The organism is Streptomyces sp. NPDC104096 (assembly GCF_055584385.1).
Map to the genome: position 1 here is coordinate 429,243 of NZ_JBVJMD010000001.1, position 24,817 is coordinate 454,059.

Here is a 24,817-nt window from a genome sequence, read left to right on the forward strand (position 1 = left end):
CCGTCCGCCTCAGCGGCGCAGCGACCTGCCGAACCCGGCGGCCAGCGGCATCCGCAGACCCAGCGGGGGCGGGGCCGCCAGGGCGTCCTCGACCGGCCGGGAGAACGTCCGCCCGAACAGTGTCCCCATCACGAAGTCCTCGGCCAGCGAGTGGACTTCCTCCCGGTACTGGTGCAACCCGTGTCCGTCCGCGTGCACTTCGAACCGGCACACGTCACGGTTCGCCTTCTTGGCCCGCGCCGCCAGCCGGAAGGAGAGTTCGGGGTCGGTGCGTTCGTCGTTCGTGCCGTGCACGATCAGCACCCGGCGCCCGGCGAGCTGTTTCACCGGTTCGGGTGTCGCGGCGGCATCCTCCTCGGGCAGCCAAGGGGCGATGGCCAGCACGGAGTTGACGGCCTCGTGGCCACCCGCGTGCAGCGCGGCCCGGCCCCCCATGTCGACGCCGACGAGGCAGACGGAGACGTCCCCGTAGCGCCGTACGGCCTCGTCCGCGGCCCAGGTGGCGTCGCGCGCCAGATGCGCCTCGCTCCCGTTCCAGCCGCGCCAGCGGTAGTGGACGACGTGCGCGGCCAGGCCCTCGTCCCGGCCCGCGCGGGTCAGACGGCGCCCCAACGCCCTTACGGAGGCGGCCGCGAGCATGGGCGAGGGTCTTCGTGAGGAGGTCTCCTCGCCGCCGGGCAGCAGCAGCACCACCCCGCTCACCGAAGCCGTCTCCTGACCGAGTGGACGCCCCAGCCGGGGCGTGCGGACCGGCGTCGCTTGCTGTGCCATGACAGAACAGTGTCAGAAGACGTGGTGTACGCCACCGGTCCGTGCGGTCACCGTTACGTATCGGCGCGGGTGCGCCGCCGCCGATCTACGCGCGTAGGCGTTAAGGTGCGGAAATGACGAGCCAGACTGACCGGATCGGCACCACCCCGAGCTCGGACCAGATCCGCCGGGCGCCCAAGGTTCTGCTGCACGACCACCTCGACGGCGGTCTGCGTCCCGGGACCGTCGTCGAACTCGCCCGTGCCGCGGGCTGGTCCCAACTCCCCGAGACCGACCCCGAGAAGCTGGGCATCTGGTTCCGGGAGGCGGCCGACTCCGGTTCCCTGGAGCGGTATCTGGAGACCTTCTCGCACACCGTCGGTGTCATGCAGACGCGAGAGGCGCTGGTCAGGGTCGCCGCCGAGTGCGCCGAGGACCTGGCCGAGGACGGCGTCGTCTACGCCGAGGTGCGCTACGCCCCCGAGCAGCACCTCGAAGGCGGACTGAGCCTCGAACAGGTCGTGGAGGCCGTCAACGAGGGCTTCCGGGAAGGGGAGCGGTCGGCCCGGGCCAAGGGCCACCGCATCCGGGTCGGCGCCCTGCTCACCGCCATGCGGCACGCGGCCCGCTCCCTGGAGATCGCCGAACTCGCCAACCGTTACCGGGACCTGGGCGTGGTCGGCTTCGACATCGCGGGCGCCGAGGCCGGGTTCCCGCCCACCCGGCACCTCGACGCCTTCGAGTACCTCAAACGCGAGAACAATCACTTCACCATCCACGCCGGTGAGGCCTTCGGGCTGCCCTCCATCTGGCAGGCCCTCCAGTGGTGCGGCGCCGACCGGCTGGGGCACGGGGTGCGCATCATCGACGACATCGAGGTCAAGGACGACGGGAGCGTCAGGCTCGGGCGGCTCGCCTCCTACGTGCGGGACAAGCGCATCCCGCTGGAGCTGTGCCCCAGTTCCAACCTCCAGACCGGGGCGGCGGCCTCGTACGCGGAGCATCCGATCGGGCTGCTGCGGCGGCTGCACTTCCGGGCGACGGTCAACACGGACAACCGGCTGATGTCCCACACGAGCATGAGCCGGGAGTTCGAGCACCTGGTCGAGGCGTTCGGCTACACGCTCGACGACCTCCAGTGGTTCTCCGTCAATGCGATGAAATCAGCGTTCATCCCTTTCGATGAACGACTGGCGATGATCAATGACGTCATCAAGCCCGGATACGCGGAACTGAAGTCCGAATGGCTGTTCCAGCAGACGGCCTCCACCAGCGACTCTCCGGCTACGGAGGCCTGAGGCAAGGGCGTTGGGGAGTGCGGAATGCGGACGGTCGTCCATCGGCCGTCCGCATTCCGGTGTTTGCGGCGAGTGGCGGCGCGTGATTACGGTCGTGGACCGCTCACATCGTTGCTCTCCCCATTTCGAGGACGCACTCACCATGAAGCAGTCTGCTGCCAAGACCCTCGGCGTCGCCGCCCTCGGTGCCGCCTTCGCCGCAGTCGGGGCGGGCGCCGCGAACGCCGCTCCGGCCCTTCCGGACGCCTCCCAGGCCCTGGACACCGTGACGAGGACGCTGCCGACGGAGAACGTCGCCAAGACGCTGCCGGGGGCCGGTGAGGCGCTGACCCAGGCGAAGCCGGCCCTCCAGGCGGGCCTGTCCGCGGCCCAGCCGGCCGTCACGCGGGTGCTCGCCCAGGGTCCGACCGCGCCGGTCGCCGGACTGCTCGGCGGACTGCCGCTCCAGGGCCTGCCCGTGCACGGCGTGCCGGTGAACGGCATTCCGCTCGGCTGAGACAGGCGCGCACACTGAACGGGGCGCACCCGGTGGATCCGGGTGCGCCCGACGGCGTCCGTGGACGAGTTCCTTCCCGCGCGGCGCCCGGCCGGGCGCTCCGGGTCACCAGGCGGTGCGCGCCTTGTCCTCGGCCGGCAGCAGGATCCACAGCGCGAGGTAGAGCAGGAACTGCGGTCCCGGCAGCAGACACGAGACCAGGAAGATCACCCGCATCGTCGTGGCGGAGGTGCCGAAGCGCCGTGCCAGCGCTGCGCACACTCCGCCGAGCACGCGGCCGTGGGTGGGGCGGGCAAGGGCGGTCATGTCGGCTCCTTCGTGAGCGTCGGTCCGAGGCCGCCGGACGGCTGCCTCAACTGCCTTCAACGCTACGAGGACGAACTGGACCGAACGTCGCTCCAGGGTGCGATCCCGACCCTGGGAATCGTCGGGGTCCGACCCTGAGCCGTGTCCTGCCTGCGGACGTCCGCCCGGTGCCGGCGCTCCGTCCTGCGGCGGAGCCAGGAGCGTGCCGCGGGTACGACCGCCGCGTGCGCGAGGGCCACGCCCACGGTGTTCAGGATCAGCGAGTCGACGTCCACGACCCGGCCGGGCACGCCGGTCTGCAACAGCTCGATGCCCAGTGACAGCAGGGCAGCGGCGGCGACCGTGCGCAGCAGGGACGCCAGCGGGGACACGGCGAGCCGGCCGTGCGCGAGCGGCAGCAGGACGCCGAGCGGGGCGAGCAGCGCCAGTCCCTCGCCGATCCGCCGGGCCGCCACCCGCGGGCCCAGCGACAGGTCGGTGCGGATACCGGCGAACGGCCGCAGATTGGCGGGCATCACCCAGGGGACGTCGAGTGGGCGCAGCGCGAACCAGGCGACGAACGCGAGGTGTGCGGCAAGGAGGACGCCCCCTGCCACACGTATGCGGAACGCGGCGTTGCCGCCGACCGAGCCTTGACGCTGCACGCCCCTCAAGACGCGTCCCCCGGCACGATCGGTTCCGGGACACCGTCCGCCACCCGGGTGAGGGCTCCGCCGCACCGGTACCCGGACGTGTCTCGAAGCACGCCCTAGCTGCCGGTGACCTCGGTCGACGGCGGTTCCTTCAGGCCCGGCCGGGCGCGGACCTCGTCCGTGCAGGCGTAGCGGCGCAGCGGTTCACCGTCGCGGTTCGGCCCGCCGAGGATCACCGACCCGTCGCCCTCGGCCGCCGCCGAGTCGGAGAACGTGCAGACCAGCTGGGCGAGGGCGTAGGAGGTGAGGTTCCCGGGCGGGGTGCTCAGCCGCAGGGCGTCGTCCGGGTCCTTCGGGGTGGGGCCGTGCACCGACATCCCGCCGCGCACGTCCGTGGTGTACCCGGCCGCCTTCTCGGCGGACGACGGCGTCTGGGCGAGCTGGTCCAGCAGTCCCTGCGCGATCAGCACCCGGCGCTCGGAGTCCGCCGTGCCCTCCGGGACCCGTACCGAACGGTCGACGGCCACCAGCGACGACCCGCACAGCAGGAACACCTGGACCGGGACGCCGGGCGAGGACTGCGGCGCGACGTCCGGCTCGGACAGCGCGCAGCGCACCCGGGAGGGCGCGGGGCCGAAGTCGGTCGGCACCTCGGTGGAGCGGATCCCGCACCCGGCGAGCAGCACGGCCAGCGCGGCCGGCCCCAGCAGCCGGCCCACGGCCCGCACGGTCGTGCGTACGGTCATGAGGCGTCCCCCTTCGGGCCCGCGCCGTCCTTCGCGGCCTCCGGCGCCGGCTCGTACGTGTCCCGCGGCAGCCGCAGCGTGAACACCGCTCCGCCCTCGGGGGAGTTGGCGGCGGTGATCCCGCCGCCGTGGATGTGCGCGTTCTCCAGGGCGATGGACAGCCCGAGGCCGCTGCCCTCGGAACGCGGCCGGGAGGCGCTGGCCTTGTAGAACCGGTCGAAGACATGCGGCAGGACGTCCTCGGGGATGCCGGGTCCGTGGTCGCGCACGCTGATCACGAGCTCGCCGCCGGTCGTGGCGCCGTCGCCGCCCGCGGTCACGCCCGCGCCGCCCTCGCCCGCCTCGCCGGTCCCCTCCGCGCTCCCGCTCCCGCCGGTCGCCCGCACCGACACCCGCACCGGTGAACCGCCGTGCTTGAGCGCGTTGCCGATGAGGTTGGCCAGGATCACGTCCAGCCGGCGCGGGTCGATGCGGGCGTGGATGCCGCGTTCGGCGTCCAGGTCCACCGCGTCCAGCCAGGCGCGGGCGTCGATGCAGGAGGTGATCTGGTCGGCGATGTCGACGTCGTCGAGGACCAGCCGGGCGGTGCCCGCGTCGAAGCGGGTGACCTCCATCAGGTTCTCGACGAGATCGTTCAGGCGCCGCGTCTCGCTCACGACGAGCCGCACGGCCGGCTCGATCATCGGGTCGACGCTGCCGGTCTCCGCGTCGAGCTCCTCCTCCAGCACCTCGGTGATGGTGGTGATGGCGGTCAGCGGGGTCCGCAGCTCGTGGGACATGTCGGCGACGAACCGGCGGGACGCCTCGTCGCGGGCGGCCATGTCGGCGACCCGTTTCTCCAGCGCCTCCGCGGTGCTGTTGAACGTCCGTGACAGGTCGGCGAGTTCGTCGGTGCCCGACACCCGCAGCCGGGTGTCCAGGCGGCCCTCGCCGAGCCGGCGCGCGGCGACCCCGAGCCGGTGCACCGGCTTCAGCACGGTCGTGGCGGCGGCCTGGGCGAGCAGCGCGGCGCCGATCAGCGCGAGACCGGTCGCGATGCCCAGCGACCAGGCGAGCGAGTTGAGGTCCTTGGCCTCCGGCTCCAGCGACTTCAGCATGTAGCCGGTCGGGCCGCCGCCGATCACCCGCGTCCCGGCGACGAGATACGGCGTGCCGTCGTCGACGACCCGCTGCCAGTACAGGTGGTACGGCGAGGAGTTGGCGGCCGTGATGTCCTGCTCCCGGTTCACGGCGGTGCGCAGCGAGAGCGGCACCTCGCGCAGCGAGAGACCGCTCAGACCGCCGGAATTGCCGTAGACGGCCTTGCCGTTCGCGTCCTCGCCGACCAGCAGCACACTGAAGCGCTGGCTGCTGTTGGCCATCTGCCTTGCGGTGTACTGGAGTTCGTCCTGGGTCGGGTACTCCGGCAGCGACCCCGCGCGGTTCTGCATCTCCTGCTGGAAGTCGCGCAGCACCGCGTCCTGGGTACGGGTCAGCACCGCCTCCCGGTTCAGCCAGTAGGCGATCCCGGACGCGGACACGGCGGCGGTCAGCGCCACCAGCCCGAACACCACGACGAGCCGCAGTCGCAGACTGGTGAAGCGCAGCCGGGACCAGGTCCCCTTGCGTGCCGCGACCCAGCCGCGGAAACCCCTTTGCGCGTCGGTCATTACTGGGGCGCGTCCAGGCGGTATCCGACACCACGGACGGTACGGATCAGGGTCGGGGACGACGGCACGTCCTCGACCTTCGCGCGCAGCCGCTGCACACAGGCGTCCACGAGCCGCGAGTCGCCGAGGTAGTCGTGTTCCCAGACCAGCCGCAGCAGTTGCTGCCGGGACAGCGCCTGGCCCGGGCGGCGGCTCAGTTCGAGCAGCAACCGCAGCTCGGTCGGCGTGAGCTGGAGGTCCTCGCCGTTCTTCGTGACGGTCATCGCGGCCCGGTCGATGACGAGCGAGCCGTAGGTCGCCGCGTCGTTCGCCTCGCGCTCGCCGCGCCGCAGCACGGCCCGGATCCGGGCGTCGAGCACCCGGCCCTGGACCGGCTTGACGACGTAGTCGTCGGCGCCGGACTCCAGGCCGACCACCACGTCGATGTCGTCGCTGCGCGCGGTCAGCAGGATGATCGGCAACTGGTCGGTGCGCCGGATGCGACGGCACACCTCGAACCCGTCGATGCCGGGCAGCATCACGTCCAGCACGATCAGGTCCGGCCGCTGCTCGCGCAGCAGCTTCAGACCGTCCTCACCGCTGGCAGCGGTCGCCACCCGGTGTCCCTGGCGCGTCAGCGAGAGCTCCAGGGCCGTTCGGATGGCGTCGTCGTCCTCGATCAGCAACAGGGAAGCCACGGGCTCATTCTGGCCCATGGCGGGGTGGGGTTTCGACACTTGGAGCGCTCCCATGCGTCTCCGGCGAATGATCAATGTGGTATGTACGTCTGAGTAGCGGTACCGCGATTCTCTGTGACGGCGCTGTGCGGGCCCTGCGGACGACCCCTGTGACAGGTCTGTGACAGTCGGCGGACACGTCCATGAAGTGGCCCCGGCAAGCTTTTCGGCAACGGCAAGGAAGCACGTCGAACCGAGCCGAACACCGGAAGTCCACGACGGGGGGCGCGAGATGAACACGCTGCACAGCGTCAGCACCAGCGCAGTGATCACGCGTCTGCACGACGTGACCCGGGGTTCCGGGAAGTCCGGTGCTGCGGGCGGGCGGGGGTGCGCTCGCGGTACCGGGCGTCAGCACACCACATTCATGTCGGTGGTTGACGCGAGCACGGGGGAATCCGCGGCGGCCGCCGCCGCGGTCGGGGGAGCCACGTACGGGGAGGGCACGGGGGAGCGTCGCTCGCTGTCGGAGGCGGAGTTCACCGCCTACGTCCAGGAGCGCCGCGCCTCCCTGTACGCCACCGCCTACCACCTCACCGGCGACCGGTTCGAGGCGGAGGACCTGCTCCAGAGCGCGCTGTTCTCGACCTACCGGGCGTGGGAGCGGATCAGCGACAAGGCCGCGGTCGGCGGGTATCTGCGCCGCACCATGACCAATCTGCACATCAGCGCGTGGCGCCGCCGCAAGCTGAACGAGTACCCGACCGAGGAGCTGCCGGAGACGCCCGGCGACACGGACGCGATGCGCGGCACCGAACTGCGCGCCGTCCTGTGGCAGGCGCTCGCCCGGCTGCCCGAACTCCAGCGGACGATGCTGGTCCTGCGCTACTACGAGGGCCGCACCGACCCGGAGATCGCGGACATCCTCGACATCAGTGTCGGCACGGTGAAGTCCAGCATCTGGCGGTCGCTCCGCCGGCTGCGCGAGGACGAGGTCCTCAGCTTCGGCCGTGACGAGGAGAACGCCTTCGGGGAGCTTGTCGCCTGAGGGTCACGGGGGAGAGGTGCCGGGAGCCCGCATCGGGGGGTGCGGGAAACGGTAGGGGGGCACGGGGGACAGAAACACGGGGGAAGCACGGGGGAGCTCTGCCGCACGGGGGCACGGGGGACGCGGGAGAGCGCGAAAGGGAGCGGGACTGGAGGGCCGGGGGGTCCGTCCAGTCCCGCTTTCGCGTTCTCGTGATGCCGGGCGGCGGTCCGCCGGCCGGCTCAGGCCGCCGTGGGGGTCTGCGTCTGCCGGCCCACCGCCGCGGTCGCCAGCCTGGTCAGCGCCTCGTCCCGGTCGCAGGCGTACGCGCCGAGGGAGGTCTGCCGGGCGATGATCGACCGCTCCGAGCGCATCAGCCGCCAGCCGCGACGCACCAGGAACGGCACCGACTTGCGGCCCTCCTTGAGGTCGCGCAGGAAGCGGCGGCGGAACGTGGTGAGCGGACCGCGGGTCAGACACAGGGCGTCCGCCAGGAGGCCCAGCTCCCGGCAGCGCTCGACGATCTCGGCCGCGAAGATGCCCTCCGCGATGAACAGCGGGGTCCGGCCGATGTGCAGCGTCTCCTCGCCGGTGCGGGCGCTCAGCGAGATGTCGTACACCGGTACGCCCGTCGACCCGGTGGCGCACAGCCGCGCGATGGCCTCGACCGCGACCTCCGCGTCCCACGACTCGGGGTGGTCCCAGTCGATGTCGGAACTGCCCGCTACCAGAGGCAGCGTCGGGTCGTTGGCTTCCTTGTAGAAGTCGTCGAGGCGCAGCACGGGCAGTCCGGAGCGGGCCGCTACAAGGGACTTGCCCGAGCCCGAAGGACCGCACAGCAGCACGACACGGGCGGATGACGGGTGATGGATGCTCACGGAACACCAGTTTGCGGCATGGTGACGCCGCTGCCGACCCCGCGGGTCGGCTTTGAAGCACGCATCACACTTCAACTACCCTAAGTATCGTTTTGATTACCGTACGCAGCGAGAAGGTGGCAGCAGCGATGGCCCGACACGACTCCCCCCAGACCCCGACCGGCCGGCGCGTCCTGGTCGCGCTCGCGACCGCGGGGGTGGCCCTCGGCGCGGGCGCGGGGGCGGCGGCCGCGGCCGCCGGACCGGTGCTCGACGCGCCGCGCACGCACCCCGGGGCGGTCGGCCCGGTCGACCCGCAGGCGGGCCTGAACGGGCTCCTCGGCTCGGTGCGGTACGTCACCGGCCCGCTGTCCGACCTCAAGCCCAACCCGCTCGCCGGCACCGGTGCGGACCCGCTCGACAACGGCGTGGCCACCCGGCTCGCGGACTTCGAGCCGCTGTCCTCGAAAGCGCTCACCGGGCCGGTCGCGCAGGCGCGGTCGATCGGCGGCATGCCGGTCGTCGGGCAGGTGACCGGGCTGCTCGGCCGCTGACCCCGGCACAACTGCCGACCCCGGCGCGCACACGGCCGCGCCCGCCCCCGGACGGAGGGCGGGCGCGGCCGTGCCGTGCTGTGTGCGCCCGGGTCAGTAGGCGGACCCGGACGCGCCCAGCGAGCCCGTCGGGTGCCAGACCGTCTTGGTCTCCAGGAAGGCCGTCATGCGCTCGATGCCGGGAGTCGCGGAATAATCCACAGGCTGTGGACGAAGGACGCGCTTGAGGTTGTCCGCCGCCGCGATCTCCAGCTCCTTCGCCAGCACGTCGTCGGCGCCCGCGAGGTCGATGGCGTTGACGTCCTGGTGCGCCGCGAGGGACGGCGCGATCTCCGCCGCACGGCCCGAGAGGATGTTGACCACGCCGCCGGGAAGGTCGGAGGTGGCCAGCACCTCGCCCAGCGACAGTGCCGGGAGCGGGGACTTCTCGGAGGCGATCACCACCGCCGTGTTGCCGGTCGCGATCACCGGGGCGACCACCGAGACCAGGCCCAGGAAGGACGAGTCCTGGGGCGCGAGCACGGTCACCACGCCCGTCGGCTCGGGCGAGGAGAGGTTGAAGAACGGCCCCGCCACCGGGTTGCCGCCGCCGACCACCTGGGCGATCTTGTCGGTCCAGCCCGCGTACCAGACCCAGCGGTCGATCGCGGCGTCGACGACCGCGGCCGCCTTCGCCTTCGACAGGCCCTCCGCGTCGGCGACCTCGCGCACGAACTGCTCGCGACGGCCCTCCAGCATCTCCGCGATGCGGTAGAGGATCTGGCCGCGGTTGTACGCGGTCGCGCCCGCCCAGCCGCCGAACGCCTTGCGGGCGGCGACCACCGCGTCACGGGCGTCCTTGCGGGACGACTGCGGGGCGTTGGCCAGCCAGTTGCCCTTGGAGTCGCTCACCTCGTACACCCGGCCGCTCTCGGAACGCGGGAACTTCCCGCCGACGTACAGCTTGTAGGTCTTGAAGACGCTCAGCCGCTGCTGCTCGGTCTTCCCGGTCTTCTCGACTGTGCTCATTTAGCGCTCGCCCTCCGGGCTCGACGGGGCGAGGTACGCCTCCAGGCCGTGACGACCGCCCTCGCGGCCGAAGCCCGACTCCTTGTAGCCGCCGAAGGGCGAGGTCGGGTCGAACTTGTTGAACGTGTTGGACCAGACGACACCGGCGCGCAGCTTGTTCGCGACCGCGAGGATCCGCGAGCCCTTCTCCGTCCAGATGCCGGCGGAGAGGCCGTACGGCGTGTTGTTGGCCTTGGCCACGGCCTCGTCGGGGGTGCGGAAGGTGAGGACCGACAGTACCGGGCCGAAGATCTCGTCGCGGGCGATGGTGTGCGCCTGGGTGACGTTCGTGAAGAGCGTCGGCGCGAACCAGTAGCCGGCGGCGGGCAGTTCGCAGGCGGGCGACCAGCGCTCGGCGCCCTGCGCCTCGCCCTGCTCGACGAGCGAGGTGATACGGGCGAGCTGTTCGGCGGAGTTGATCGCGCCGATGTCCGTGTTCTTGTCCAGCGGGTCGCCCAGGCGCAGCGTCGACAGCCGGCGCTTGAGGGAGTCCAGCAGCTCGTCCTGGATCGACTCCTGGACCAGCAGGCGGCTGCCCGCGCAGCAGACCTGGCCCTGGTTGAAGAAGATGCCGTTGACGATGCCCTCGACGGCCTGGTCGATCGGGGCGTCGTCGAAGACGATGTTGGCGCCCTTGCCGCCCAGTTCGAGGGTGAGCTTCTTGCGGCTGCCGGCGACCGTGCGGGCGATCTCCTTGCCGACGGCGGTCGAACCGGTGAAGGCGACCTTGTTCACGTCCGGGTGCGCGACCAGCGCGGCGCCCGCGTCGCCGTACCCCGGAAGGATGTTGACGACACCCTTGGGCAGACCGGCCTGGCGGCAGATGTCCGCGAAGAACAGGGCGGACAGCGGAGTGGTCTCGGCGGGCTTGAGGACGACCGTGTTGCCGGTCGCCAGCGCCGGGGCGATCTTCCACGCCAGCATCAGCAGCGGGAAGTTCCACGGGATGACCTGGCCCGCGACGCCCAGCGGACGCGGGCTCGCGCCGAACCCGGCGTGGTCGAGCTTGTCGGCCCAGCCGGCGTAGTAGAAGAAGTGCGCGGCGACCAGCGGGAGGTCGGCGTCGCGGGTCTCCTTGATGGGCTTTCCGTTGTCCAGCGTCTCCAGGACCGCCAGCTCGCGGCTGCGCTCCTGGATGATGCGGGCGATCCGGAACAGGTACTTGGCGCGCTCGGCGCCGGGCAGCGCCGACCACTTCCCGAAGGCCTTGCGGGCGGCTCGCACCGCGCGGTCGACGTCCTCGGCGCCGGCCTGCGCCACCTCGGAGAGGACCTCCTCGGTGGACGGGCTGACCGTCTTGAAGACCTTGCCGTCGGCCGCCTCGGTGAACTCGCCGTCGATGAACAGGCCGTACGAGGGGGCGATGTCGACGACCGAGCGGGACTCGGGGGCCGGTGCGTACTCGAATGCGGATGCCATGGTGATCAGTCCACCGTCACGTAGTCGGGGCCGGAGTAGCGGCCGGTGGCCAGCTTCTGACGCTGCATCAGCAGGTCGTTCAGCAGCGAGGAGGCGCCGAAGCGGAACCAGTGGTTGTCCAGCCAGTCCGCGCCGACGGTCTCGTTGACCAGGACCAGGAACTTGATCGCGTCCTTGCTGGTGCGGATGCCGCCGGCCGGCTTCACGCCGACCTGGACGCCGGTCTGGGCGCGGAAGTCGCGCACCGCCTCCAGCATCAGCAGGGTGTTCGCGGGGGTCGCGTTGACGGCGACCTTGCCGGTCGAGGTCTTGATGAAGTCGGCCCCGGCCAGCATGCCGAGCCAGCTGGCGCGGCGGATGTTGTCGTACGTCGACAGCTCGCCGGTCTCGAAGATGACCTTGAGGCGGGCGCTCGTCCCGCAGGCCTCCTTCACGGCCGTGATCTCGTCGTACACCTTCATGTAGTCGCCCGCGAGGAACGCCCCGCGGTCGATGACCATGTCGATCTCGTCGGCGCCCGCGGCGACGGCGTCGGCCACGTCGGCCAGTTTCACGCCGAGGGCGGCACGGCCCGCCGGGAAGGCGGTGGCGACCGAGGCGACCTTCACGCCCGAGCCGGCCACGGCCGCCTTCGCGGCGGCCACCATGTCGGGATAGACGCAGACGGCCGCGGTCGAGGGCGTCGAGGCGTCGGTCGGGTCGGGATGGACCGCCTTGGCGCCGAGCGCCCGGACCTTGCCGGGGGTGTCCGCGCCTTCCAGCGTCGTCAGGTCGACCATCGAGATGGCGAGGTCGATGGCGTACGCCTTCGCGGTGGTCTTGATGGAACGGGTGCCGAGCGAGGCGGCGCGCGCCTCCAGGCCGACCGCGTCGACGCCGGGCAGTCCGTGGAGGAAGCGGCGCAGCGTGCTGTCGGACGTGGTGACGTCAGCGAGGGCAGCGGGTGCAGAGGTGGGCATGGTCACCAGACGAGCATATCTACGCGCGTAGCGGCTGTACACCCCCGGAAGGTCCTCCCGGGTGCGCCCGGCCCGCCGTGGGGCGGGCGGGACGGGTGAGGTGTGACGCATCCCGCGGGCACCGCGGACGGAAGTCTTCGCGGGCGTCGTGCAGAATCGGGGCCATGACGACCCCGGAGCACCAGTCACCAGCGCCGCAGCCCCCGGCACCCGAGTCCAGGGACCGCATCTACCGGTCGGCCTCGGGCCTGGCCGGCGGGGTGCTGCTGCTCGCGCTCGGCGGCTGGCTCGGCCTCGACGCGCTCTTCACCGGGCACGGCAGCACGCCGTGGCTGGCGCTCGCCGCGCTGATCCTCTTCGTGCCGCTGGTGGTCGCCTTCACCCTGCGGCCCGCCGTCTTCGCCAATGACGACCGGCTGCGCGTGCGCAATCCCTTCCGCGCCGTCGTGGTGCCCTGGGGCCAGGTCGCCTCGCTGCGCTCCGGCTACTCCAACGAGGTGATCACCGAGGCCGGGGCCAAGTACCAGCTCTGGGCGGTGCCCGTGTCGCTGCGCGCGCGCAAGCGGGCGCTGCGCACGCAGGCGCGGGTGGAGTCCGGCGGACGCCGGGGCGGACTGTTCGGCGGCACCGTGGCGGGCGGTCTGGGCGGCATGGACGCCACCGGCGGCGCGGCGCACGGCCCGGCGGCCGACCTGGGCCCGGCCCGCGCCGAGTCCGACAAGATCATGGACGATCTGCGCGAACTGCTGAAGGCGCGGGAGAAGGCCGCGGGCTCGCAGGGCGAGGTGACCGCGCGCTGGGCGTACGAGATCATCGTGCCGCTGCTGGCCGGCGCGGTCCTGCTGGCGGTGCTGCTCGCGGTCACGTGAGCCGTGGGCGCCCCGCGCCCGCCCCACCTCGCTCTTCCCCCGCACCCGCCCCACCCGTGCACCTGCGCACCCGCGTATTCACCCCACCCTGCCTCGGTCGCGACCGCCGATCCCCCACCCGGAGACGACGCCGAGGTCTGTCGTACGGCCACCCCGGTGGTCCGAGTCTCCGGGAAACGATGAACACCGACGTCCGGCGGACGCTGCCCGCCACCGCGATACCCGACGGCTGCCCGCCCTGGAGCACGGAACAGACCCGCCGCTGGACGCGGGAACTGCCACCGGCCTGGATACCGGTGCGCTGGGTCGGGCTGTCGATCTACCAGCTGGTGTGGCTGACGGGTGCGCTGGCCGCGCTGGGCCTGAACTGGGCCGGTGTGCCGCCCTACCTCGCGGCGCCCGCCGCGCTCCACCTCGTCTGGCTGCCGCTGCGGCCCGAGATCGTACGGGTGTCCGCGCCGGTCCTGGCCCTCGTGACCGTCGCCGTGCGCCCCGAGCCGGTGCTCCCCGTGCTGGCCGGCGCGTTCCTGCTGACCGTGGTGTCCCTGACCGTCTCCGTGCTGAGGCTGCGGGCCCGGCGGCGGCAGCGGGAGGAGGCGCTGACCGCCGCCTCGGGCGTGACGGCCGTGCTGCCGGACGCGGACCGGCCGCTCGGGCGCGGCCGCTTCCTCTCCGGGCTCGGGGTCGTGCTGGTCGTCCTGGCCGCGGCGGGCGTCCCGCTGGGCGCGGCCGTCGGCATGTGGGACACGTCGGAGGGGCGCGAGTCCATGGCTCTCGCCGCACCCTTCACGGCAGGGTTGGGCGTCACCGCGCTGCTCTCCGGGGTGCTGGGCAGGCGGCGGGCCCTCGCGCTGCGTGCCGCGCCCGCGCCCGTCCTGCGCGTGCTGGTGCGCGAGGACCGACGCGCCGACGCGGAGGTCTACGCGGCGGACGACGTGGCGGGCCTGCGACCGCTGTTCACCGTCGCCACGGTCCGGGTGGACCCCGACGAGGACGGCGACCCGGACGGCGGCGCGGCCGAGCTGGACGACTTCTTCGAACAGCTCGACGACGACGACAAGCGGCCCGAGCCGCTGCGCGAGGCCGTCCTGTACGGGGCGCCGTACGACGGCGCCGAGGTCGTGCTCGTCAGCGCCGCGCGGAAGCCGGGCGACCCGCCGGTGGCGGAACGGTCGACCGGGCCCGTACGACCGCTGCCGGCGGTCGCCGTGCGGTGGCGGCTCCGGGTGGCGAAGCGGCACGCGGCCTGGACCGCGGCGGACGACGAACGGCACCGCGGTCTGGTGGCGGCCGCGCGCGTGACGACGGAGACGGTGCCGGTCCGGCGCTGGCGCGCGGGCGCGCTGGACCGGCTGTCCGTGTTCCTGATGGTGCTGGCGGGCGTTTTCCTGTGCTCGACGGTGTTCACCGACCGCGACGGCGATCTCTGGCAGCAGTCGCTCTGCTTCCTCGGCGGCCTGTACGGCGCGTTCCGCATCCCCGTGAAGCTGTGCTGGCGGATCACCGCCGACCGCACCGGGGTGTGGCTGAACGGTCTGCGCGGGACCACCCACATCCCGTGGGACGACGTCCGTTCGGTCCGCCGGCAGGGTTTCGAACTGAAGCTGCGCCGGCGCGGCGGCGAGTCCTGGGCGGTCTCCGCGCCCCGCTGGGCCTGGTACCAGCGCCGGCGCGGTCTGACCCATCCGTACGACGCCCTGGCCGCCGAGCTCTCCGCCATGCACGCCGACCCCGCCCTGCGTCCCACCGGCGACAGCACGGAGCGGGAGCGGGGGTGGCCCCTGTGGCCGCCGGCCGTGCCGTTCGTCGTGGTGTGGGTGACGGGGGCGCTGGTCGGTCTGGCGTGGTTGCAGGGCTGGTGACGAGCGGCTGGTGAGCCCCGGCCGGACACCGGACACCGCCCGGCGCGCCCGAGCGGCCGCCCTCCACGGGCGGGCGCGGGAACGTGCCGGACGGGCCCGGCCGGACGTCAGCGCACGTCGACGTGGTCGTCCGCGGAGACCGCGGCCGCGGTGTCGTCCGTACCCGCGTACGACCAGCGGTAGGAGCCGTCGAGGAGGCCCGGACGGTGGTGGACACCGTGCCGTCGTGATCGTCACCCACCACATGCAGCAGGCGGCCCGCGTCTTTGACCGGTGCGCGTTCTTCCTCGCCGAACAGGGCACCCCGGCGCGATCGTCGAACACGCCCCCCGGGCGCGATGTTCGACGGCCCGCAGGACCCGCACACCACGGACTACGTCAACGGCCGCTTCGGCTGAGCCCGCCCGCCGCGCTGCTCCGGACCGGTCGGCGTGACCCCAGGACGGCGGAGCGGGCACGAGGCTGGGCTCGTTGTTGCGGATCCGGACCCCCGTGCCCGGCCCATGCGCGGTGTCCCGCCGGATGTGACTCCTGGGGCGCGCGATAGCCAAGGGCCCGGAACTGCTGCCGCTTGACCATGATTGAGTGGATATGGGTGTGGGAACGGGAGTTTGTTAGTCGAATGCGTGACCTTTTCGGGCGGGGTTCGTCGAGCGAGGTGACCGGGCTGGTGCGGCGTGGGACGGGCGGGGGTGGGTGGGGTGCGGGAGGTGGGGGCGTCGTTCGTGGTGCCCGGCCCTGCGGCGCTGGCGCGGGGTGTGGTCGGCGTCGACATGAACGACGACCATCTGGCGGCTTGGCGTCTGGACGTGCACGGCAACCCGGTTGGTGAGCCCCGGCGCTTCTTCTACGACCTGTCCGGTACGGTCGCGCACCGCGACGCGCAGATCCGGCACGCGCTGACCCGCCTGCTGCACCACACCCGCCACACCGGGGCGGCGGCCATCGCGATCGAGGACCTGGACTTCACCGACGGCGCCAGCCGGGAGAAGCACGGCCGCAACAAACGCTTCCGCCGCCTCATCTCCCGCTTCCCCACCGCGAGACTCAGAGCCCGGCTGGTGTCGATGGCCGCCGAGCAGGACGTCGCGGTGGTCGCGGTCGATCCGGCCTACACCTCCCGGTGGGGTGCCCAGCACTGGCAGAAGCCCCTGACCGGCAGTACCCGTAAGGTTTCCCGGCACGATGCCGCGAGCATCGCGATCGGGCGACGCGCCCTCGGACATCCCATCCGGCGTCGGACGGCACCGCCCCCGCACGACCGGAGCGATGAGCAGGGGCATCGGACCGCCCAGGCCGGACCGGAAACCCGAGGGCGTGAGGGACCCCGCCCCCGCCTTCCCGGACCACGGACAAGATCCGTGCCGCCCGGCCGCGGAGCGAAAGCGGACGACCAGCGTGCCCAACACCGTTCGGGGCACACGGCTGAGCAACCACAGTCCTGGAGACAGGACCCACTCCCGCTCAGCCTTTAGGAACGGTGCGGAGTGCATCCGTGTCGCGCTCCCAGGATGGAACGGATGCGCCCGCAGGAGGCGGCCGGGAAGCATGCGACGGCCCAGTTCCGCATGAACCACGGCGCTCCCGGCCGTACAGCCCCTGGCGGACCGGGTCAGATCCCGGCGGCCGCCGACAGGTCGCGCTTGATCGCCGCCAGCAGTTCGGCGGCCCGGGCGCGGGCCGCCGGGAGGCCGGCGCGGTCGCCCACGGGGACGACGACCTCCAGGTAGCACTTCAGTTTGGGCTCGGTGCCGCTGGGACGGACGATGACGCGCGCGCCGTCGAGGGTGTAGCGCAGGCCGTCCGTGGGCGGGAGCCGGTCGGTGCCCCGGGTGAGGTCCTCCGCCGCGGTCACCGGCAGCCCGGCGAGCCCGGTCGGCGGCCGCTCGCGCAGCCGGCGCATCGCGTCGGCGATGACCGACAGGTCCTGCACCCGCACCGAGAGCTGGTCGGTGGCGTGCAGCCCGTGCTCCACGGCGAGGTCGTCGAGCAGGTCGAGCAGGGTGCGCCCCTGCTCCTTGAGCTCGGAGGCCAGTTCCGTGACGAGGAGCGCGGCGGTGATGCCGTCCTTGTCGCGTACGCCGTCGGGGTCGACGCAGTAGCCGAGGGCCTCCTCGTAGCCGTAGCGCAGGCCGTCCACGCGGGCGATCCACTTGAAGCCGGTGAGGGTCTCCTCGTACGGCAGACCCGCCTTTTCGGCGATCCGGCCGAGGAGCGAGGAGGAGACGATGGACTCGGCGAAGGTGCCGGTGACCCCGCGCCGCACGAGGTGGGCGGCGAGCAGCGAGCCGACCTCGTCACCACGGAGCATGCGCCAGGCGCCGTCCTCCTCGACGGCGACGGCGCAGCGGTCGGCGTCGGGGTCGTTGGCGACGATCAGGTCGGGGGCGGTCGCGCGGGCCTGCGCGAAGGCCAGGTCCATCGCGCCGGGCTCTTCCGGGTTGGGGAAGGCGACGGTCGGGAAGTCCGGGTCGGGCTCGGCCTGCTCGGCGACCAGGACCGGGGCCGGGAAGCCCGCGCGGGCGAAGGCCGCGAGCAGGACGTCCTTGCCGACGCCGTGCATCGCCGTGTAGACGGTGCGGGCGGTACGCGGGGAGCCGGGGGACAGGACGGCGTCCGTACGGGCCAGATAGGCGTCCAGGACGCCCTCGTCGAGGGTCTCCCAGCCCTGGTCCGGCCGGGGGACGTCGGCGAGCGCCGCGATCGCGTCGATCTCGGCGGCGATCTCCGCGTCGGCCGGCGGGACGATCTGGGAGCCGTCGCCGAGGTAGACCTTGTAGCCGTTGTCGCGGGGCGGGTTGTGGCTGGCCGTCACCTCGACGCCGGCCACCGCGCCGAGGTGCCTTATGGCGAAGGCGAGGACGGGCGTGGGCAGCGGGCGCGGCAGCACGGCGGCGCGCAGGCCCGCGCCGGTCATCACGGCCGCGGTGTCGCGGGCGAAGTCGGCGGACTTGTGGCGGGCGTCGTAGCCGATCACGACGAGGCCGCCGGAGCCGCCGTTCTTCTTCAGGTACGCGGCGAGACCGGCGGCGGCGCGGATGACGACCGAGCGGTTCATGCGCATCGGGCCGGCGCCGAGTTCGCCGCGCAGGCCCGCGGTGCCGAACTGGAGGGTGCCGCCGAAGCGTGCGGCGAGCTCGGCGTGGTCTCCCGCGTCGATGAGCTTGGCGAGTTCCGCGCGGGTGTCCGCGTCGGGGTCCTCGGCCAGCCATGACGTGGCCCGTGCGATGAGATCGTCTTGCACGTTCGGTCCAACCTCTCGTTCGTTGTGCGTGCGCCGCGTCGCGTGCGCGTGCGTGTGGTGACGTGCGACGGACTCGCGTGCGCGGTGCCTGCGGGTGGTCCCCCTGGGTCCCGCCGTCCCCGTGTGTCCCGCCGTCCCCGTGCGTCTCTCCCCGCAGGCTCTGCCCCCGGGGTCCCTTCCTCGAACCCCGGAGGTGCCGGCGCCGGGCCCTTGAGGCGGGTCCGGGCCCTACAGGCGGTCCAGCACCTGCGCCAGCAGGGAGCCCATCCGGGTCGCGCTGTCGCGGCCGGCCTGGAGGACCTCCTCGTGGTTGAGGGGCTCGCCCGTCATGCCCGCCGCGAGGTTGGTGACCAGCGAGATGCCCAGCACCTCGGCACCCGCCTCGCGCGCCGCGATGGCCTCCAGGACCGTCGACATGCCGACCAGGTCCGCGCCGATGACGCGGGCCATGCGGATCTCGGCCGGGGTCTCGTAGTGCGGGCCGGGGAACTGCGCGTAGACGCCCTCCTCCAGGCTGGCGTCGATCTCCTTGCACAGGGCGCGCAGGCGCGGCGAGTACAGGTCGGTGAGGTCCACGAAGTTCGCGCCCACGATCGGCGAGGTCGCCGTCAGGTTGAGGTGGTCGCTGATCAGGACCGGCTGCCCGGGGCGCATGCCCTCGCGCAGACCGCCGCAGCCGTTGGTCAGCACCACGGTCTTGCAGCCCGCGGCGACCGCGGTGCGCACGCCGTGCGCGACGGAGGCGACGCCGCGGCCCTCGTAGTAGTGGGTGCGGCCCAGGAAGACGAGCGCGCGCTTCTCGCCGATGCGGTACGAGCGGATCGTGCCGCCGTGGCCGGCGACCGCCGGCGGCGGGAACCCGGGCAGCTCCGTGACCGGGAGCTCGGCCTCGGGAGTGCCGAGGGCGTCCACGGCCGGTGCCCAGCCGGAGCCCATCACGAGGGCGACGTCGTGGGTCTCGGCGCCCGTCAGCTCGCGCAGGCGCGCGGCGGCGGCGTCGGCGGCCGCGTAGGGGTCGCCCTGGATGTCGTCCGGAAGAAGAGATGCGTTCACGCGGACGAGGGTAGCCGGTCTGGGCCTACGCGCGTAGATGACAGTGCTCACGCGATGGCGATCGTTGTCTTGTCGTTTCCAACGAAGCGCCTTCCGGGCCGATCCCACGAGGGCGGCCCGCGGCCGGTGTCAGCAGGGCCGCTTGCGCAGTTCCATCACGTAGTCGTGGGGCGCGCCCGCCGACTCCGCGGCGTCGGCGACCTCGCCCAGATAACGGGCGGAGGGCAGTCCGCCCTCGTAGCCGTTGAGCACGTACGTCCACGTCGGCTCCTGACCGTCCAGGGTGTGCACCCGGACCCGCAGACGGCGGTAGATGCCGAGGCCGACGCCCTCCCAGCGGTCCAGCGACTCCTCGTCCATGGGGGCGATGTCGTACAGCGCGACGAAGACCTGCGCGTCGGGGTCCTCCACGACCGTGGCCAGCGCGCCGTCCCAGCCCAGCTGCTCACCGCCGAACGTCAGCCGCCAGCCGTTCAGCCAGCCCGTCGCGCGCAGCGGCGAGTGCGGGGCGCGGCGGGACATCAGCCGCGCGTCGAGGTTGCCGGCGTACGCGGTGTAGAGCGACATGGGTCCGAGAGTACGGCAGCCGTCGCGCGTGTCACCGCCGTCCCGGTCGACTCTCCCGGAGCCCGGTCCGGCCCCGGGGCGATAGCACCTCGACGCGTGCGGGACAATGGAGTACGTGACTCGGATCGTGATCATCGGTGGTGGACCCGGCGGCTACGAAGCTGCGCTGGTGGCGGCGCAGCTCGGCGCGGAGGTGACCGTCGTCGACTGCGACGGTCTGGGCGGAGCGTCGGTGCTGACCGACTGCGTGCCGTCGAAGACCCTTATCGCCACGGCCGAGGTGATGACCACCTTCGACTCGTCGTACGAAGAGCTGGGCATCATCGTCGCCGACGACACCCCGCACATCGAGCAGGCCGCCCGGGTCGTCGGCGTGGACCTCGGCAAGGTCAACCGACGGGTGAAGCGGCTCGCGCTCGCCCAGTCGCACGACATCACCGCCTCCGTGACCCGGGCCGGCGCGCGCGTCATGCGCGGGCGCGGCCGGCTGGAGGGGATGCAGGCCCTCGACGGCTCGCGCAAGGTCGTCGTGGCGGCCGCCGACGGCACCGAGGAGACCCTCGTCGCCGACGCCGTCCTCATCGCCACCGGCGGTCACCCGCGCGAGGTGCCGGACGCCCTGCCCGACGGCGAGCGCATCCTCAACTGGACCCAGGTGTACGACCTCGACGAGCTCCCCGAGGAGCTCATCGTGGTCGGCTCCGGTGTCACCGGCGCCGAGTTCGCCGGTGCCTACCAGGCGCTCGGCTCCAAGGTGACCCTGGTGTCGTCCCGCGACCGCGTGCTGCCCGGCGAGGACCCGGACGCCGCCGCCGTGCTGGAGGACGTCTTCCGCCGCCGCGGCATGAACGTGATGGCCCGCTCCCGCGCCGAGTCCGCCAAGCGGGTCGGCGACCGGGTCGAGGTCACCCTCTCCGACGGCCGCGTCATCACCGGCTCGCACTGTCTGATGGCCGTCGGCGCCATCCCCAACAGCGCCGGGCTCGGTCTGGAGGAGGCGGGCGTCAGGCTGCGCGACTCCGGTCACATCTGGACCGACAAGGTCTCCCGCACCACGGCCCCCGGCGTGTACGCGGCCGGTGACGTGACCGGCGTCTTCGCCCTCGCCTCCGTCGCCGCCATGCAGGGCCGTATCGCCATGTACCACTTCCTCGGCGACGCGGTGGCCCCGCTCAACCTCAAGACGGTCTCCTCGAACGTCTTCACCGATCCCGAGATCGCCACCGTCGGCTACTCCCAGGCGGACGTCGACGCGGGCAAGATCGACGCCCGGGTGGTGAAGCTGCCGCTGCTGCGCAACCCGCGCGCCAAGATGCAGGGCATCCGGGACGGCTTCGTGAAGATCTTCTGCCGTCCGGGTACGGGCATCGTCGTGGGCGGTGTGGTCGTGGCGCCGCGGGCCTCGGAACTGATCCACCCCATCTCGATCGCCGTCGACAACAATCTGACGGTCGAACAGATCGCGAACGCGTTCACCGTGTACCCCTCTCTTTCGGGGTCGATCGCGGAAGTGGCCCGGCAGCTGCACACCCGGAAGGCGACGGGCGAGAGCTGACGGCCGAAAGTGACTCCCCGCTGGTCACGGGGAGTTGTCGACCATTCGTGCGGCATAGTCGGGGCGACTAGGCCTTATACCACTTCGCCCATCACCGTGCGAACAACTTCTGTTATTCGGCGCAAACAGCTGAAACCAGACGGTCGTTGGGGTTACTGTCAGTTTCGTGTTCGCTGCAGAACGTCGCCAATTGATCCTCGAAATGGTGCGAGCGAACGGGGCCGTGTCGCTCCGTGAGCTCGCCCGCGTCGTCCAGACCTCCGAAGTGACCGTACGGCGGGACGTGCGCGCACTGGAGGCAGAAGGACTCCTCGACCGCCGGCACGGCGGTGCGGTACTGCCGGGCGGGTTCACGCGGGAGTCCGGCTTTCCGCAGAAGTCTCATCTCGCGACCGCCGAGAAGACGGCCATCGCCGACCTCGCCGCCAACTTCGTCGAAGAGGGCGAGGCCATCGTGGTCGGGGCGGGAACCACCACCCAGGAGCTGGCCCGCCGGCTCGCCCGCGTACCCGGGCTGACCGTCGTCACCAACTCCCTCCTGGTCGCCCAGGCGCTGGCCCATGCCAACCGGGTGGAGGTCGTGATGACCGGCGGTACCCTGCGCGGTTCCAACTACGCCCTGGTCGGCAGCGGTGCCGAGCAGTCCCTCCAGGGGCTGCGGGTCTCGCGGGCCTTCCTCTCCGGCAGCGGGCTGACCGCCGAGAGGGGGCTGTCCACGTCCAACATGCTGTCGGCCTCCGTCGACCGGGCGCTGGTCCAGGCCGCCGCGGAGGTCGTCGTCCTCGCCGACCACACCAAGCTCGGTACGGACACCATGTTCCAGACCGTGCCCACCGATCTGATCACCCGTCTGATCACCGACGAGCCGCCGGCTCACGACGACCGTGCCGCCACCGAACTCCAGGCCCTCGCCGACCAGGGGGTGCAGATCGCCGTGGCCGGGGCGACGGGAAGCCCGGGGGGTGACGCCGTCCCGGCGACGCGCCAGCAGCGTCGGGACGTACCCCTGCCCGCCCCTCGTCGCGGCCAGGTCCCGGGCGTGGGCCCCGGCCTGCGGAGCGCCGCGGTCCTGAACGACCAGTCGCCGGGCGCGGAACGGGCGCGCGTGGCGGACCTGCGCCGCCGCTGACCGCCGACGCCCGCTCGACGGCGGGTGGACGCGCGTGGACGCGCGCCCTTCGACACCTCTGCACGGTACGCGGGGAAACGGAACGCCCCGCGGACCGGCTGCTGCGGTCCGCGGGGCGTTCCGGGGTACGCCGGTACAGGTGCCGGTGTCAGTCCTTGATCTCGCAGATCGCCGCACCCGAGGTGACGGAGGCGCCGACCTCGAAGTTCAGGCCCTTGACGGTGCCCGAACGGTGGGCGTTGAGAGGCTGCTCCATCTTCATCGCCTCCAGGACGACGATCAGGTCGCCCTCCTTGACCTCCTGGCCCTCCTCGACGGCCACCTTGACGATGGTGCCCTGCATCGGGGAGGCGAGGGTGTCGCCGGAGGCGACCGGGCCGGACTTCTTCGCGGCGCGGCGCTTGGGCTTGGCGCCGGCGGCGAGACCGGTGCGGGCCAGCGTCATGCCGAGGGAGGCCGGAAGGGACACCTCCAGGCGCTTGCCGCCCACCTCGACGACGACCGTCTCACGGGCGCTGTCGTCCTCGGCGTCGGCGTCGGCCGGAGCCGCGAACGGCTTGATCTCGTTGACGAACTCGGTCTCGATCCAGCGGGTGTGGACCGTGAACGGCGCGTCGGAGCCGGTCAGCTCGGGAGCGAACGCGGGGTCCTGCACGACCGCGCGGTGGAAGGGGATGGCGGTGGCCATGCCCTCGACCTTGAACTCCGCCAGCGCACGGGCGGCCCGCTGAAGGGCCTGCTCGCGGGTGGCGCCGGTGACGATCAGCTTGGCCAGCAGCGAGTCCCAGGCCGGGCCGATGACGCTGCCGGACTCCACGCCCGCGTCCAGGCGCACGCCCGGTCCGCTCGGCGCGTCGAAGGCGGTGACCGTGCCCGGGGCGGGCAGGAAGCCGCGGCCCGGGTCCTCGCCGTTGATCCGGAACTCGAAGGAGTGTCCGCGCAGGGCGGGGTCGTCGTAGCCGAGGGCCTCGCCGTCCGCGATGCGGAACATCTCGCGCACCAGGTCGATGCCGGCGACCTCCTCGGTCACCGGGTGCTCGACCTGGAGACGGGTGTTGACCTCCAGGAAGGAGATCGTGCCGTCGGCGCCGACCAGGAACTCCACGGTGCCCGCGCCGACGTAGCCGGCTTCCTTCAGGATCGCCTTCGAGGAGCTGTACAGCTCGGCGACCTGCGCCTCGGACAGGAACGGCGCAGGCGCCTCCTCGACCAGCTTCTGGTGGCGGCGCTGGAGCGAGCAGTCACGGGTGGAGACGACGACCACGTTGCCGTGGGTGTCGGCCAGGCACTGGGTCTCCACGTGACGGGGCTTGTCGAGGTAGCGCTCGACGAAGCACTCGCCGCGGCCGAAGGCCGCGACGGCCTCGCGCACGGCGGAGTCGTACAGCTCCGGGACCTCTTCCAGGGTCCGGGCGACCTTCAGACCACGACCGCCGCCACCGAAGGCGGCCTTGATCGCGATCGGCAGTCCGTGCTGCTCGGCGAACGCGACGACCTCGTCGGCACCGGAGACCGGGTCGGGCGTGCCGGCCACCAGCGGGGCACCGGCGCGCTGGGCGATGTGCCGGGCGGCGACCTTGTCACCCAGGTCGCGGATCGCCTGCGGGGGCGGACCGATCCAGATCAGGCCCGCGTCCAGGACCGCCTGGGCGAACTCGGCGTTCTCCGAGAGGAAGCCGTAGCCGGGGTGGATGGCGTCCGCGCCGGACTCACGGGCGGCGTTCAGCACCTTTTCGATGTCCAGGTAGCTGGTCGCCGGGGTGTCACCGCCCAGGGCGAACGCCTCATCCGCGGCACGGACATGCAGAGCGTCCCGGTCCGGGTCGGCGTAGACGGCCACGCTCCCGATCCCGGCGTCCCGGCAGGCCCGGGCAACGCGAACAGCGATTTCGCCACGGTTGGCGATGAGCACTTTGCGCACGATTGAGGCTCCCTCCTTGAAACAAGCCGAGTTTAGGGACTGCCGACACGCCACTTCGACCCATCCCCAATGGTGAGCTTGCCCACACGGAGCGTGATGCGAGGCGCGCCCAACCCGCGAAATCCCTTGTCGCACCTCGGTACGCAGGACTCCTTGCAGAAACCCTAGCCCTCCGGTGTGGGCAAGGTCTCTGTGAGAGCGTGCTGCGGCCCACTCGGTTT

Annotated in this window: 22 protein-coding genes and 1 pseudogene; 9 read left to right on the forward strand and 14 right to left on the reverse strand. The window is 72.3% G+C overall.

The genetic code is table 11. The features are described from left to right. Positions 1 to 9: 9 nt before the first annotated feature. Positions 10 to 771 carry an alpha/beta hydrolase gene (locus tag ACZ60B_RS02045; RefSeq protein WP_469383376.1) on the reverse strand — a complete coding sequence of 254 codons (762 nt, stop codon included), beginning with the start codon at positions 769 to 771 and terminating at the stop codon, positions 10 to 12. Positions 772 to 884: 113 nt separating this feature from the next. Here ACZ60B_RS02045 and ACZ60B_RS02050 point away from each other — a divergent pair, with 113 nt between their 5' ends. Further along, positions 885 to 2,048, forward strand: a complete 1,164-nt coding sequence (locus ACZ60B_RS02050; RefSeq protein WP_469383377.1) for an adenosine deaminase — start codon at positions 885 to 887, stop codon at positions 2,046 to 2,048. A 142-nt stretch (positions 2,049 to 2,190) separates the two neighbouring features. Then, complete coding sequence (locus ACZ60B_RS02055) at positions 2,191 to 2,544, forward strand: ATP-binding protein (RefSeq protein WP_469383378.1); 354 nt, start codon at positions 2,191 to 2,193, stop codon at positions 2,542 to 2,544. Between the two features lie 105 nt (positions 2,545 to 2,649). Here the strand turns inward: ACZ60B_RS02055 and ACZ60B_RS02060 are convergent, their stop codons facing one another. From ACZ60B_RS02060 to afsQ1, 5 genes are all read right to left on the reverse strand, one after another. Further along, positions 2,650 to 2,850: a PspC domain-containing protein gene (locus tag ACZ60B_RS02060; protein ID WP_152895507.1), complete on the reverse strand. Its 201-nt coding sequence runs from the start codon at positions 2,848 to 2,850 to the stop codon at positions 2,650 to 2,652. 62 nt (positions 2,851 to 2,912) lie between these two features. Beyond that, on the reverse strand, positions 2,913 to 3,494 hold the full coding sequence (locus ACZ60B_RS02065) for a VanZ family protein (RefSeq protein ID WP_469383379.1): 582 nt from the start codon (positions 3,492 to 3,494) through the stop codon (positions 2,913 to 2,915). 104 nt (positions 3,495 to 3,598) lie between these two features. Next, on the reverse strand, positions 3,599 to 4,228 hold the full coding sequence (locus tag ACZ60B_RS02070) for a hypothetical protein (RefSeq protein ID WP_469383381.1): 630 nt from the start codon (positions 4,226 to 4,228) through the stop codon (positions 3,599 to 3,601). Then, positions 4,225 to 5,877, reverse strand: coding sequence for an ATP-binding protein (locus tag ACZ60B_RS02075; protein ID WP_469383383.1), 1,653 nt, complete (start codon positions 5,875 to 5,877; stop codon positions 4,225 to 4,227). The genes ACZ60B_RS02070 and ACZ60B_RS02075 overlap by 4 nt, the downstream gene beginning before the upstream one ends. Then, positions 5,877 to 6,554, reverse strand: coding sequence for a two-component system response regulator AfsQ1 (gene afsQ1 / locus ACZ60B_RS02080; RefSeq protein WP_450666237.1), 678 nt, complete (start codon positions 6,552 to 6,554; stop codon positions 5,877 to 5,879). The genes ACZ60B_RS02075 and afsQ1 overlap by 1 nt, the downstream gene beginning before the upstream one ends. 271 nt (positions 6,555 to 6,825) lie before the next feature. Between afsQ1 and ACZ60B_RS02085 the strand changes: the two genes are divergently transcribed. After that, positions 6,826 to 7,581 carry a SigE family RNA polymerase sigma factor gene (locus ACZ60B_RS02085; protein WP_469383384.1) on the forward strand — a complete coding sequence of 252 codons (756 nt, stop codon included), beginning with the start codon at positions 6,826 to 6,828 and terminating at the stop codon, positions 7,579 to 7,581. A 221-nt stretch (positions 7,582 to 7,802) separates the two neighbouring features. Here the strand turns inward: ACZ60B_RS02085 and ACZ60B_RS02090 are convergent, their stop codons facing one another. Then, on the reverse strand, positions 7,803 to 8,438 hold the full coding sequence (locus ACZ60B_RS02090; protein WP_469383386.1) for a uridine kinase family protein: 636 nt from the start codon (positions 8,436 to 8,438) through the stop codon (positions 7,803 to 7,805). Between the two features lie 128 nt (positions 8,439 to 8,566). Between ACZ60B_RS02090 and ACZ60B_RS02095 the strand changes: the two genes are divergently transcribed. Next, on the forward strand, positions 8,567 to 8,971 hold the full coding sequence (locus ACZ60B_RS02095; RefSeq protein WP_469383387.1) for a hypothetical protein: 405 nt from the start codon (positions 8,567 to 8,569) through the stop codon (positions 8,969 to 8,971). 93 nt (positions 8,972 to 9,064) lie between these two features. On the opposite strand, the gene ACZ60B_RS02100 is transcribed toward ACZ60B_RS02095, so the two are convergent. The 3 genes from ACZ60B_RS02100 to deoC are packed head-to-tail and all read right to left on the reverse strand — an operon-like array spanning position 9,065 to position 12,396. Then, positions 9,065 to 9,979 (reverse strand): aldehyde dehydrogenase family protein, encoded by a 915-nt coding sequence (locus tag ACZ60B_RS02100; protein ID WP_469383389.1) that lies wholly within the window; start codon positions 9,977 to 9,979, stop codon positions 9,065 to 9,067. Then, positions 9,980 to 11,437: an aldehyde dehydrogenase family protein gene (locus ACZ60B_RS02105; RefSeq protein WP_469383390.1), complete on the reverse strand. Its 1,458-nt coding sequence runs from the start codon at positions 11,435 to 11,437 to the stop codon at positions 9,980 to 9,982. A gap of 5 nt (positions 11,438 to 11,442) precedes the next feature. Continuing rightward, positions 11,443 to 12,396, reverse strand: a complete 954-nt coding sequence (gene deoC, locus ACZ60B_RS02110; RefSeq protein WP_469383561.1) for a deoxyribose-phosphate aldolase — start codon at positions 12,394 to 12,396, stop codon at positions 11,443 to 11,445. A gap of 164 nt (positions 12,397 to 12,560) precedes the next feature. Between deoC and ACZ60B_RS02115 the strand changes: the two genes are divergently transcribed. From ACZ60B_RS02115 to ACZ60B_RS02125, 3 genes and pseudogenes are all read left to right on the forward strand, one after another. Continuing rightward, on the forward strand, positions 12,561 to 13,265 hold the full coding sequence (locus tag ACZ60B_RS02115; RefSeq protein ID WP_469383392.1) for a PH domain-containing protein: 705 nt from the start codon (positions 12,561 to 12,563) through the stop codon (positions 13,263 to 13,265). 179 nt (positions 13,266 to 13,444) lie between these two features. Continuing rightward, the gene (locus ACZ60B_RS02120) at positions 13,445 to 15,127 is read left to right on the forward strand and encodes a hypothetical protein (protein WP_469383393.1); all 1,683 of its coding nucleotides are present in this window, start codon (positions 13,445 to 13,447) and stop codon (positions 15,125 to 15,127) included. Positions 15,128 to 15,855: 728 nt separating this feature from the next. Beyond that, positions 15,856 to 16,602 (forward strand): annotated as a pseudogene (locus tag ACZ60B_RS02125) (IS200/IS605 family accessory protein TnpB-related protein); the annotation flags it as partial. A gap of 137 nt (positions 16,603 to 16,739) precedes the next feature. Here ACZ60B_RS02125 and ACZ60B_RS02130 read toward each other — a convergent pair. From ACZ60B_RS02130 to ACZ60B_RS02140, 3 genes are all read right to left on the reverse strand, one after another. Continuing rightward, positions 16,740 to 18,371 carry a phospho-sugar mutase gene (locus tag ACZ60B_RS02130; RefSeq protein WP_469383414.1) on the reverse strand — a complete coding sequence of 544 codons (1,632 nt, stop codon included), beginning with the start codon at positions 18,369 to 18,371 and terminating at the stop codon, positions 16,740 to 16,742. 228 nt (positions 18,372 to 18,599) lie between these two features. Then, positions 18,600 to 19,424: a purine-nucleoside phosphorylase gene (locus ACZ60B_RS02135; protein WP_450666229.1), complete on the reverse strand. Its 825-nt coding sequence runs from the start codon at positions 19,422 to 19,424 to the stop codon at positions 18,600 to 18,602. 129 nt (positions 19,425 to 19,553) lie between these two features. After that, entirely contained in the window at positions 19,554 to 19,991 is a 438-nt protein-coding gene (locus ACZ60B_RS02140) for a gamma-glutamylcyclotransferase family protein (RefSeq protein ID WP_469383421.1), read from the reverse strand. 106 nt (positions 19,992 to 20,097) lie between these two features. Here ACZ60B_RS02140 and ACZ60B_RS02145 point away from each other — a divergent pair, with 106 nt between their 5' ends. Next, a complete protein-coding gene (locus ACZ60B_RS02145; protein ID WP_469383423.1) occupies positions 20,098 to 21,546 on the forward strand; it encodes an NAD(P)H-quinone dehydrogenase in 1,449 nt (482 codons plus the stop codon). Between the two features lie 166 nt (positions 21,547 to 21,712). Next, a complete protein-coding gene (locus ACZ60B_RS02150) occupies positions 21,713 to 22,675 on the forward strand; it encodes a DeoR/GlpR family DNA-binding transcription regulator (protein ID WP_469383425.1) in 963 nt (320 codons plus the stop codon). 148 nt (positions 22,676 to 22,823) lie between these two features. On the opposite strand, the gene ACZ60B_RS02155 is transcribed toward ACZ60B_RS02150, so the two are convergent. Beyond that, the gene (locus ACZ60B_RS02155; protein ID WP_469383427.1) at positions 22,824 to 24,596 is read right to left on the reverse strand and encodes an acetyl/propionyl/methylcrotonyl-CoA carboxylase subunit alpha; all 1,773 of its coding nucleotides are present in this window, start codon (positions 24,594 to 24,596) and stop codon (positions 22,824 to 22,826) included. Positions 24,597 to 24,817 lie beyond the last annotated feature (221 nt).